Raw genomic sequence first — 10,364 nt, 5'->3', positions numbered from 1 at the left:
GCCCCTCGACGATGTTCGGAAAAGGTTCTGCGACAAACTTTCCGTAAGTTTCCGTGCCGCCCAGAACGGCAGCATAGGCGCCGTCCAGTTTTCTGCGTGGCCCCCGAAACAGGAGCTTTGACTGACCGTAGCGGCATGGCAAGTAGTCAAGCGCGCTTTCACCGGCATATTCATAGGCCATTGGTTCCCACCCTTTGTTGAATCACCCGGAACCGAATCTGACCTGCGATCCTTGCCAAATAGATAAAGTTCAAATTCGATTGGTTCGCGGGGTCGGGCGCTTATGCCTTGCGCCCGGCATTGAGCGGTGCCTATGGTCTTGCGCAAACGGAATGTGAGGATCGGGCAATGGACATCAAATCGGTCGGTATCGTCGGTGCGGGTCAGATGGGTAACGGCATCGCCCATGTCTTCGCGCTGGCCGGTTTCGACGTCCTGATGACCGATATCAGCCAGGATGCGCTGGATAAGGCCGTGGCCCTGATCGACCGCAACATTGATCGTCAGGTAGGCCGTGGCAAAGTCTCGGCCGAGGACAAGGCCGCCGCCATGGGCCGGATCAAGACCACGCTGAAACTGACGGAACTGGGCCAGACTGACCTTGTGATCGAGGCCGCGACAGAACGCGAGACGGTTAAACAAGCGATCTTCGAAGATCTCCTGCCGCATCTCAAGCCCGAGACGATCCTGACATCGAACACCTCTTCGATCTCGATCACCCGGCTTGCCTCGCGCACCGACCGGCCGGAAAAGTTCATGGGCTTCCACTTCATGAACCCGGTGCCCGTGATGCAGCTGGTAGAGCTGATCCGGGGCATCGCCACCGATGAACCGACCTATCAGGCGATGGTGAAAGTGGTCGAGAAACTGGGCAAGACCGCGGCCTCGGCCGAGGATTTCCCCGCCTTTATCGTCAACCGCATCCTGATGCCGATGATCAATGAGGCCGTCTATACGCTTTACGAAGGCGTGGGCAGCGTCAAGTCCATCGACGAATCGCTGAAGCTTGGGGCGAACCATCCGATGGGGCCGCTGGAACTGGCCGATTTCATCGGGCTCGACACCTGCCTTGCGATCATGAACGTGCTGCATGAGGGACTGGCCGATACCAAGTACCGCCCCTGCCCGCTTCTGACGAAATATGTCGAAGCCGGGTGGCTTGGCCGCAAGACCCAGCGCGGCTTTTACGACTATCGCGGCGAAGTGCCGGTTCCGACACGGTAACCGGGGCAGGTTTGCCTGCGGACCCTGACCATCCGGCACCCGGTCGCAATCGAAGATTGGAGCGACATGGCAGAGCTTCTAATCATCTATCACTCACGAACCGGTGGCAGCCAGCAAATGGCCGAGGCCGCCGCCGGGGCGGCCATGCCGGAAACCCCGACCCGGCTCATCACCGCCGATCAGGCCACGCCCGAGGATCTGCTTGGCGCCAACGGCTATCTCTTCTGCGCGCCTGAAAACCTTGCCGCGATATCGGGCGTGATGAAGGACTTCTTCGACCGCTGCTATTATCCCGTACTGGGGCGGATCGAGGGACGCCCCTATGCCCAGATGGTCTGCGCAGGCTCCGACGGTGAAAATGCGGTGCGCCAGATTGCACGCATCGCGCTCGGCTGGCGGCTGAGAGAGGTGCAGCCCCCGCTGATCGTCTGCACCCATGCCCAGACACCGGAACAAATTCTGGCGGAAAAGGTGATCCCGGATCAGGAATTAGCCAAGTGCCGCGACATTGGCGCGGCGCTCGGTGCCGGGCTGAGCATGGGTGTGTTCTAACCCGTCTGAGGACGGAAGACCCGGCGTCAGCCAAGCACGGTTTTCACCGCCCTTGCCGTGGCGGCGACGACCTGATCGGCCTCGGCCTTCGTCAGGCAAAACGGCGGCGCGAATCCCAGAATATCGCCCTGCGGCATCGCCCGCGCGATGACCTTGTCCTGTGCCAGAAGGGTGGCCGAGACCTGCGGGCCGATCTTCTTCGCGGGGTCGAAAAAGCCACGTGACGCCTTGTCTTCGACGAATTCGACGGCGCAGAGCATGCCTTCGCCACGTATGTCGCCGACATGGGGGTGATCGGTCAGCGCCTCGGTCATGGTCTTTTTCAGATAGGCCCCGACTTGCCCTGAGTTCCGCACAAGGTTCAGATCGTCGATAAGTTGCAGGTTCGCCACCCCGGCCGCAGCACCGATCGGATGGGCGGAATAGGTCCAGCCGTGGCCGATGGGGCCATTTTCGTCCGTGCCCTGTTCCAGCACCTTCCAGACCCGATCCGAGACGATGGAGCCCGACAAAGGCGCATAGGCCGAGGTCAGCCCCTTGGCGATGGTGATGATGTCGGCCTCGATCCCGTAGTGGTCCGATCCGAACATCGTGCCGAGGCGACCGAAGCCGGTCACGACCTCATCCACGACCAGCAGGATGTCGTGCTTTTTCAACACCTTCTGGATCGCCTGCCAATAGCCTGCGGGCGGTGGCACGATGCCGCCGGTGCCCAGAACCGGCTCGCCGATGAAGGCGGCGATCGTGTCCGCGCCCTCACGCTCGATCAGCGCCTCAAGCTCGGCCGCGCAATGGGCGGTGAACTCCGCCTCGGACTGGTTCACGTCCTTGCGGCGGTAATAATACGGTGCCTCGGTATGGATCACCTGGGCCAGCGGCAGGTCGAACTTCTTGTGAAAGAGTTCCAGCCCCGTCAGCGATCCGGTCACCAGCCCCGAACCGTGATAACCGCGCCAGCGCGAGATGATCTTTTTCTTCTCTGGCCGGCCTAGGATGTTGTTGAAGTACCAGATCAGCTTGACGTTGGTCTCATTCGCATCGGACCCGCCAAGGCCAAAATAGACCTTCGACATGTTCGACGGCGCCCGGTCGAGGATCATCTTTGCCAGCGTGATCGAAGCTTCCGTGCCGTGACCGACATAGGAATGGTAATAGGCCAGTTCCTTGGCCTGTGCGGCAATCGCCTCGGCAATCTCCTGGCGGCCATAACCGACATTCACACAGTAGAGACCTGCGAAAGCGTCCAGAAGGCGGTTGCCGTCCCGATCTTCGATATGAACGCCCGAAGCGGTCTTGATCACCCGGTTCGGGCTTTCGCCGCGCGCATGCTGGGCAAGATGGGTCGAGGGGTGAAAGAAAGTCTCGCGGTCCCACTGGTCAAGCTGATCGTTTCTGAGCATCGGTCCCCCCTGTTGACGTTGCCGCGACCCTAGCGGGATAGGCCGGAGAGATCATCTGAAATGGGTGTATCCGGCAGAAGAATCCTCTTCTTTCCGCCCGCGATCAGGCTTTTCGTCTGGCAACATCGATGAGGCATTCCGGCAAAGGCGCCGTCAGTTTCACCGGTTTAGTCACCACATAGGTGAAGTAGCGGCTGAGCCCGAGGCCCGCCTCAAGAATACGGTCGATCAGCGCCTGATAGCTGTCGATGTCGCGCGTGACGATCTGCAGAAGATAGTCGAAACCACCGCCGAGCGCCCAGCAGGCGATGACCTCATCATAGGTATCCATCGCTTCCTCAAATGCGCGAAGCCTTTCGGCGCGGTGGTTTTCCACTTCGGCCACGACAAAGACCGTGACATGGGGCGCGATGCGGCGCAGCTCCACCTCGGCGCGGTAGCCGGTGATGATCCCCGCCGCTTCCAGGCGCTTCAGACGTTCCCAGCAGGGGGTGGCAGAAAGGTTCACACGGGCGGCAAGTTCGGACTTCGCGATCCTGCCCTCGCGGGTGAGAATCGACAGGATACGGATATCGCGATCATCGAGTTTGAGCTGGGACATGGGCCGAGAGTGTGCAGGACGGCATGGCTTGTCAATTGATCTTCCCCTGCCGATGATCCGGGGGCGGGCCCGCAGAGAATCGGACCCGAAGGGGGGCGTGCATGACACATGGCACGGTTGGTCTGGACCAGATCAGAGCGGCGCAGCAGGCGATTGCCGCGGCGCTGCGGCCAACACCCTGTATCCGTTCCGAAAGCCTGACCGCGCAGTGCGGCACACCTGTCCACCTGAAGCTTGAACACCAGCAGATCACCGGCAGTTTCAAGCTGCGCGGGGCGACCTACGCGGTCAGCCGCCTGACGGCGGAGGACCGGGCAAGGGGTGTCGTCTGTGCCTCGACCGGCAATCATGGCCGCGCCCTTGCTTATGCCGCGCGGGCGGCCGGTCTGCGCTGCATTGTCTGCATGTCAGAACTGGTCCCATCGAACAAGGTCGAGGCGATCGGCGCGCTTGGTGCCGAAATCCGTATCATCGGCCACTCACAGGATGATGCGCAGGAAGAGGTCGACCGTCTGGTTGCGGATGAGGGTATGGTCATGCTGCCGCCCTTCGATCATCCCGACATCATCGCCGGGCAAGGGACACTCGGGCTCGAATTGCTGCGAGAGGTACCTGCGCTCGGGACGGTTCTGGTGCAGCTTTCAGGTGGTGGGCTGATTGCCGGTGTCGCGGCGGCGCTGAAGGGTGCGCGGCCCGGTATCCGGGTCATCGGCGTCTCGATGGAACGGGGGGCCGCGATGCATGCCGCACTGACAGCGGGGCACCCGGTCGAGGTTGAAGAATTGCCGACCCTCGCCGACAGCCTTGGCGGCGGCATCGGGCTGGAAAACCGCCACACCTTCGCGATGGTCCGCGATCTGGTGGATGAGGTCGTGCTTCTGACCGAGGCTGAGATCGCCGAGGGCATCCACCATGCCCATTGGCAGGAACGCCAGATCGTCGAGGGCGCAGGCGCGGTCGGGATCGCGGCGCTTCTGGCCGGAAAGGTGACGCCGAACGGCGAGACGGCGGTACTGCTTTCGGGCGGGAATATCGACATGGGCCTGCATCATCGCCTGATTTCGGGCGAGGTGGTGGATGTGGCGAAGGGATAAAGATGCCAATGATACGGATCCTGAGCGAGGCAGAGCTGCGGCAGGTCGTGCCGCTTGATCTCGCGGCGGTGGATTGCGTGGCGAATGGATTTGCCGCGTTGGGGGTGGGTAAGGTTGAGATGCCGCCGATCCTGTCCATGGGCATTTGGGAAAACAATGGCGAGGTTGATGTTAAAACCGCCCATATAACCGGGGCAGAAAGCTTCACCATAAAGATGTCGCCGGGATTTTATGACAATCCCGCCATCGGCCTGCCAACCACGAACGGGATCATGGTGGTGTTTTCGGCGAAGACCGGGCAGGTCGAGGCGCTCTTGCTCGACAATGGCTATCTGACGGAAGTGCGCACCGCCGCCGCCGGGGCCGTCGCTGCGCGGGCGCTGGCGCGCGAGGATGCGTCCTCGGCCTGTATTGTCGGTGCGGGAATGCAGGCGCGGTTGCAATTGAAGGCGCTTTGTCTGGTGCGCCCGATTACGTCGGCCGTTGTCTGGGCGCGGGACGGGGCCAAAGCCCAGGCTACGGCGAGGGAGCTTTCCGCCGATCTTGGCATCCCGGTCGCGGCATCGGTCGATCTTGCCGGTTCGGTTTCGGGCGCAGATGTGATCGTGACCACGACGCCTGCCGCCGAGCCGCTGATCAAAGCCAACTGGCTGCGCCCCGGCCAGCACGTGACCGCGATGGGGTCGGACCAGCACCACAAGGCCGAACTTGACCCCGCCTGCCTGACCCGTGCCGACCTTTACGTGCCCGACCGACAAAGCCAGACCGCGATCATGGGCGAGTTGCGCCCGGCCATCGCCGCCGGTCTGATCCCGCCCGACCGCACATTCACTGAACTCGGCGACATCGTCGCGGGCAAGGCCCCGGGCCGTACCTCGCCCGATCAGATCACCATCGCCGACCTGACCGGCACCGGTGTTCAGGACACCGCCATCGCCACCTTTGCCCGCCAACGTGCCGACGCAGCGGGGATCGGCACCGATTTCACCAGCAATAGCGTTTCGGGTTTACAATGAATCAGAATTCGAACCTGTTTCGTTCGAATTCTGATGCTTGTGATTTCAACTAAAACCGAAACGCTTTAACAGCGAAAGTCACCGCAGATGACCATGGCCAAGCTTTACTTCAGCCGCGAGGAATATGCCGCCCGCATCGCCAGGACCCGCAAGGCAATGGCGGCGAAGGGGGTCGACCTCATCCTCGTCTCGGACCCGTCGAACATGGCCTGGCTGACAGGCTATGACGGCTGGTCCTTCTACGTCCATCAATGCGTGCTGCTGGGGATGGAGGGCGATCCGGTCTGGTTCGGCCGCGGGCAGGATGCCAATGGCGCCAAGCGCACCGTCTTCATGTCCCATGATGACATCATCGGCTACCCGGATCACTACGTGCAGTCGACTGAACGGCACCCGATGGATTACCTGTCGGAGCGTATCGCCGAGCGAGGTTGGGGAAGCGCCCGGATCGGGGTCGAGATGGACAATTACTGGTTTTCAGCGGCCGCCTTTGCCTCGCTGCAAAAGCACCTCCCGAATGCCCGTTTCACCGACACGACCGCACTGGTGAACTGGCAGCGCGCGGTGAAGTCGGCGCAGGAGCTGGACTACATGCGGATCGCCGGAAAGATCGTCGGCAACATGCACCGGCGGATCTTCGACAAGGTCGAGCCGGGGATGCGCAAATGCGACCTCGTGGCCGAGATCTACGATGCCGGGCTGCGCTATGACGAAGGGATCGGCGCGGGCGGCGACTATCCGGCCATCGTGCCCCTGCTGCCCTCGGGCGCGGATGCCTCTGCCCCGCACCTGACCTGGGACGACAAGCCGATGAAGTCGGGCGAGGGCACGTTCTTTGAAATCGCGGGCGCCTATCACCGCTATCACTGCCCCCTGTCGCGCACGGTCTTCCTGGGCAAGCCGACGCAGACCTTCCTTGACGCTGAAAAAGCGGTGCTGGAAGGGATGGAAGCCGGGTTGGAGGCCGCAAAAGCCGGCAATCTCTGCGAGGATATAGCTTTCGCGTTTTTCGGCGTCCTGAAGAAATACGGGATCACCAAGGACAACCGCACCGGCTATCCGATCGGCATCTCCTACCCGCCCGACTGGGGCGAGCGAACCATGTCCTTGCGCCCCGGCGACAAGACCGTGCTGGAAGAGAACATGACCTTCCACTTCATGACCGGCCTCTGGATGGAGGATTGGGGGTTCGAAATCACGGAAAGTATCGTCATCGGCAAGGGTGCGCCCGAGCTTTTGGCAGATGTATCGCGGCAGATGCTTGTGAAGGGGTAAGCCATGAAACCGAGCCCGATCACGCCTACGGTCCCGTTCGATCAGGACGGTGTCCATCACGGGTTTCTGCGCCTGCCCTATAGCCGTGACGACAGCGCCTGGGGGTCTGTCATGATCCCGATCACCGTGATCCGCAACGGCGACGGGCCAACCGCACTGCTGACCGGCGCCAATCACGGCGACGAATATGAAGGGCCGGTGGCGCTGATGGATCTGGCGGCGACGCTGACCCCAGCAGAGGTCACTGGCCGGGTCGTCATTGTGCCCGCCCTCAACTACCCGGCTTTCCGCGCAGGCACCCGGACCTCGCCCATCGACAAAGGCAATATGAACCGTTCCTTCCCCGGTGCTCCGGACGGGACGGTGACACAGAAGATCGCCGACTATTTCCAGCGCGTGCTCGTACCGATGGCGGATGTGGTGCTCGATTTCCACTCAGGCGGAAAAACGCTCGACTTCCTGCCCTTCGCCGCCGTTCATGTACTGGAAGACAAAAAGCAGGAGGCCGCCTGCGTCGCCGCGATGAAGGCCTTCAATGCGCCATGGTCGATGATGATGCTGGAGATTGACGCGGTCGGCATGTTCGACACGGCGGTCGAGGCACAGGGCAAGGTCTTTGTCACGACCGAGCTCGGCGGCGGCGGCACGGCGACGGCGCGCACAATCGGCATCGCCAGGAAAGGGGTGCGGAACCTCCTGATGCATGCAGGCATCCTGACGGGTGAGGCAGAGACCGGCCCGACCGTGATGCTCGACATGCCCGATGGCGATTGCTTCCACTTCGCCGAAGGTGACGGGCTGATCGAACCGATGGCCGATCTCGGCGATGCCGTGACACAGGGCCAGTCGCTCGCCCGGATCTGGCCCCCCGACCGCACCGGTGTTTTGCCCATGACCGTCATCGCGAAACGCGCAGGTCTGCTGACTGCCCGGCACTTCCCCGGGCTTGTTAAATCCGGCGACTGCGTTGCCGTCATTGCGGTTGAGGTCAGATAGGCGCGTCGCTGCGCGGCCGCTTATCTGCCCAGCGCCAGCGTCGTTTCCCTGAGCCAGGCGAGCAGGCCACGGGGATCGCCCCCGCGGGTTTTCAGATCCTCCGGTCCGATCGGGTCGCCGATGACCGGGGCCTGCGGCTTGTAAAGCGCGTGGCGGATCTCGTGCAGCAACAGCCCCTGCCGGAACGTTGCCGAGATCTTGTCGGCGATGTGATAAAGCCGGGTATTGCGGCCCGGAAAGAAGATCGGCAGCACCGTCGCCCCGGACCGCGTCACCATCTTGGCGGTAAACGGGTTCCATTCCGGCTCGATCACCGGGCCGAACATGGTTTCGCTTGTTGCGACCCGTCCCGCCGGAAAGAGAATAATGACCCCACCCTTCTTGAGATGCTCCATGCAGATATTGCGCATCTCAAGGCTTTGCTCGCGGGCGTTTTCCTCGTGCGGGAACGGCACGGGCAACATGAATTCCTCGATCTCGGGAATGCCAGTCAGGAGCGAGCGGGTCAGGATCTTGAAATCCGTCCGCACCCGCCCGATCAACTCGCCCATGATCAGACCGTCAACCAGCCCGTGCGGATGGTTCGCGACAACGACCAGCGGCCCGGTTTTCGGAATGCGCGCGATCTGCTCTGCAGGGGTCAGGACATCGATCCCCATCGTCTCGACCGCCTTGGTGAAGAAAGGTTGCCCGAACGGAACGCCAGAACGTTCGAACTGGCGGATCTTCTTGATCAGATGAAGCTTGCCTGACATCCATTCGATGATGCGGATCAAGGTCGCCTTTACCGGGTTCGTAAACGTCCCGGCATAAGAAAGGCGCCGCATCTCGTAGGGTTTCGAGGCGGTCTTACCGAGTTCGCTCTGGGGCGTTTCGTGCAGTATGCCGGGGTTCCTCCGATTGCAGGCCCGGTTGGGTCAGTAGTCTTCCCCGAAGCGGTTGGCAACCAGCGCATCCAGCGCTTCGGCGAGTTTCCCCGCGTCATTGCCGCTCGTCCGGACTTCGATCACCGTGCCCTTTGAGGCCGCCAACATCAAGAGGCCCATGATTGAATCGCCTGAAACGCTCATCCCGTCCTTGCTGACCTCGGCGCTTGCGTCATGCGCCTCGACGACCTCGACGAACTTGGCCGAAGCGCGGGCATGCAAACCCTTTTCGTTCACGATCTTCAGGCTGCGCGCCGTCGCAGTGTCCGTGGTCATTGGGTCGCCTGTCCTGAACCAACATAGCAATTGATGTATTTACGCCCGGCATCAAGGGCCGAGGCAGCTGCCTGCGGGACGCTCAGATGCCGCGACTTTGCCAGCTTGATCAGCATGGGAAGATTGGCACCGTAAAGGATCTGACGGTCGTCATAGGCGCAGGCGCTCAGGCTGAGATTTGAAGGCGATCCACCGAACATATCGGTCACGACGACGACCCCCTCGCCGGTATCAACGGCGTTGGCGGCGGCACATATCTCCGCCTGTTTGGCGGCGCGGTCATGATCCTCTTCGATCGAGATCGCGCGGATGCCCTGCTGTTTGCCCACGACATGTTCAACAGCGGACAGATATTCCCGCGCCAAACCACCATGCGCGACGATCACGATCCCGATCACGCCTTTTCACCTTGTACTGTATCCGGACCCCCACTGGCCCGCCGTTCCAATTCCCGGTGCCTCTTAGACACCTGCCATCCCGCCTCCGCAAGCGCTTTGATCATTTGTTCCGTAACGAAAACGGACCTATGTTGCCCCCCGGTACACCCGAACCCGATGGCAAGATGGCTTTTGCCTTCATCGACCTGGGCAGGCAGCAATAGCAGTAAAAGATTTCGCACCTGTTCAAAAAAGCTGTCGAATCGCGGGTCGGCGGCAATGTAACTGGCCACCTTCTCATTCCGGCCATCCAAAGGCCGCAGCGCGTCGTCCCAATGCGGATTGCGCAGAAAACGGCAGTCGAACATCATGTCGAGCCCACGGGGCGCGCCACGCTTGTAGGAAAACGAGTGGACCGAGACGGCAAGCCGCGTTGTGTCGTCCTTGCCGAACCAATGCGCGATTTCGGCTTTCAGATCGTGCGGCGACAGGCTGGTCGTGTCGATCAGCACCTCGGCCCGGGCGCGGATCGGCACGAGCAGGTCAATCTCCCGCTCGACCCCGGCCGCGGGTGCTTCGCTGCTGGCCAGGGGATGACGTCGACGGGTTTCGCCATAACGGCGGACC

The 10,364-nt window shown here is 61.8% G+C and carries 13 protein-coding genes; 6 read left to right on the top strand and 7 right to left on the bottom strand.

Annotated features, from left to right (window positions below):
* Positions 1 to 181, bottom strand: a 181-nt coding sequence (locus WBB85_RS10365; RefSeq protein WP_432638541.1) for a DUF6473 family protein, incomplete at its 3' end; no start/stop codon positions are given.
* 167 nt (positions 182 to 348) lie between these two features.
* Here WBB85_RS10365 and WBB85_RS10360 point away from each other — a divergent pair.
* Positions 349 to 1,224 carry a 3-hydroxybutyryl-CoA dehydrogenase gene (locus WBB85_RS10360; protein ID WP_432638540.1) on the top strand — a complete coding sequence of 292 codons (876 nt, stop codon included), beginning with the start codon at positions 349 to 351 and terminating at the stop codon, positions 1,222 to 1,224.
* A 66-nt stretch (positions 1,225 to 1,290) separates the two neighbouring features.
* The gene (locus WBB85_RS10355; protein WP_432638539.1) at positions 1,291 to 1,776 is read left to right on the top strand and encodes a flavodoxin family protein; all 486 of its coding nucleotides are present in this window, start codon (positions 1,291 to 1,293) and stop codon (positions 1,774 to 1,776) included.
* A 26-nt stretch (positions 1,777 to 1,802) separates the two neighbouring features.
* On the opposite strand, the gene WBB85_RS10350 is transcribed toward WBB85_RS10355, so the two are convergent.
* Together WBB85_RS10350 and WBB85_RS10345 are read right to left on the bottom strand one after the other, a co-directional pair.
* Positions 1,803 to 3,176: an aspartate aminotransferase family protein gene (locus WBB85_RS10350; RefSeq protein ID WP_432638538.1), complete on the bottom strand. Its 1,374-nt coding sequence runs from the start codon at positions 3,174 to 3,176 to the stop codon at positions 1,803 to 1,805.
* 103 nt (positions 3,177 to 3,279) lie between these two features.
* Entirely contained in the window at positions 3,280 to 3,777 is a 498-nt protein-coding gene (locus WBB85_RS10345) for an Lrp/AsnC family transcriptional regulator (protein WP_432638537.1), read from the bottom strand.
* Positions 3,778 to 3,878: 101 nt separating this feature from the next.
* Here WBB85_RS10345 and eutB point away from each other — a divergent pair, with 101 nt between their 5' ends.
* The 4 genes from eutB (at position 3,879) to doeB (ending at position 8,158) form a co-directional block, all read left to right on the top strand.
* Positions 3,879 to 4,871 (top strand): hydroxyectoine utilization dehydratase EutB, encoded by a 993-nt coding sequence (gene eutB, locus WBB85_RS10340; RefSeq protein WP_432638536.1) that lies wholly within the window; start codon positions 3,879 to 3,881, stop codon positions 4,869 to 4,871.
* 2 nt (positions 4,872 to 4,873) lie between these two features.
* Entirely contained in the window at positions 4,874 to 5,887 is a 1,014-nt protein-coding gene (gene eutC, locus WBB85_RS10335; protein WP_432638535.1) for an ectoine utilization protein EutC, read from the top strand.
* An 87-nt stretch (positions 5,888 to 5,974) separates the two neighbouring features.
* Positions 5,975 to 7,162 carry an ectoine hydrolase DoeA gene (gene doeA, locus WBB85_RS10330; protein WP_432638534.1) on the top strand — a complete coding sequence of 396 codons (1,188 nt, stop codon included), beginning with the start codon at positions 5,975 to 5,977 and terminating at the stop codon, positions 7,160 to 7,162.
* 3 nt (positions 7,163 to 7,165) lie between these two features.
* The gene (doeB, locus tag WBB85_RS10325; RefSeq protein ID WP_432638533.1) at positions 7,166 to 8,158 is read left to right on the top strand and encodes a N(2)-acetyl-L-2,4-diaminobutanoate deacetylase DoeB; all 993 of its coding nucleotides are present in this window, start codon (positions 7,166 to 7,168) and stop codon (positions 8,156 to 8,158) included.
* 20 nt (positions 8,159 to 8,178) lie between these two features.
* Here the strand turns inward: doeB and WBB85_RS10320 are convergent, their stop codons facing one another.
* The 4 genes from WBB85_RS10320 to WBB85_RS10305 all read right to left on the bottom strand — a co-directional run.
* A complete protein-coding gene (locus tag WBB85_RS10320) occupies positions 8,179 to 8,985 on the bottom strand; it encodes a lysophospholipid acyltransferase family protein (RefSeq protein WP_432638532.1) in 807 nt (268 codons plus the stop codon).
* Between the two features lie 90 nt (positions 8,986 to 9,075).
* On the bottom strand, positions 9,076 to 9,360 hold the full coding sequence (locus WBB85_RS10315) for an HPr family phosphocarrier protein (protein WP_432638531.1): 285 nt from the start codon (positions 9,358 to 9,360) through the stop codon (positions 9,076 to 9,078).
* Complete coding sequence (locus tag WBB85_RS10310) at positions 9,357 to 9,758, bottom strand: PTS sugar transporter subunit IIA (protein WP_432638530.1); 402 nt, start codon at positions 9,756 to 9,758, stop codon at positions 9,357 to 9,359. Before WBB85_RS10310 ends, WBB85_RS10315 begins: the two co-directional genes overlap by 4 nt.
* On the bottom strand, positions 9,755 to 10,364 hold a 610-nt coding region (locus WBB85_RS10305; RefSeq protein ID WP_432638529.1), incomplete at its 5' end, for an RNase adapter RapZ. The genes WBB85_RS10305 and WBB85_RS10310, both read right to left, overlap by 4 nt.

Source organism: Albidovulum sp. (assembly GCF_049646345.1).
GTDB lineage: Bacteria > Pseudomonadota > Alphaproteobacteria > Rhodobacterales > Rhodobacteraceae > Albidovulum.
The sequence above is the reverse complement of the archived record's forward strand: the minus strand, read 5'-3'. Positions and strand labels throughout refer to the sequence as shown.

Excerpts from the sequence above, each read along its gene's own strand:
- WBB85_RS10360 (WP_432638540.1), top strand. The coding sequence starts at position 349 with ATGGACATCAAATCGGTCGGTATCGTCGGTGCGGGTCAGATGGGTAAC.
- WBB85_RS10355 (WP_432638539.1), top strand. The coding sequence starts at position 1,291 with ATGGCAGAGCTTCTAATCATCTATCACTCACGAACCGGTGGCAGCCAG.
- WBB85_RS10350 (WP_432638538.1), bottom strand. The coding sequence starts at position 3,176 with ATGCTCAGAAACGATCAGCTTGACCAGTGGGACCGCGAGACTTTCTTT.
- WBB85_RS10345 (WP_432638537.1), bottom strand. The coding sequence starts at position 3,777 with ATGTCCCAGCTCAAACTCGATGATCGCGATATCCGTATCCTGTCGATT.
- eutB (WP_432638536.1), top strand. The coding sequence starts at position 3,879 with ATGACACATGGCACGGTTGGTCTGGACCAGATCAGAGCGGCGCAGCAG.
- eutC (WP_432638535.1), top strand. The coding sequence starts at position 4,874 with ATGCCAATGATACGGATCCTGAGCGAGGCAGAGCTGCGGCAGGTCGTG.
- doeA (WP_432638534.1), top strand. The coding sequence starts at position 5,975 with ATGACCATGGCCAAGCTTTACTTCAGCCGCGAGGAATATGCCGCCCGC.
- doeB (WP_432638533.1), top strand. The coding sequence starts at position 7,166 with ATGAAACCGAGCCCGATCACGCCTACGGTCCCGTTCGATCAGGACGGT.
- WBB85_RS10320 (WP_432638532.1), bottom strand. The coding sequence starts at position 8,985 with ATGCGGCGCCTTTCTTATGCCGGGACGTTTACGAACCCGGTAAAGGCG.
- WBB85_RS10315 (WP_432638531.1), bottom strand. The coding sequence starts at position 9,360 with ATGACCACGGACACTGCGACGGCGCGCAGCCTGAAGATCGTGAACGAA.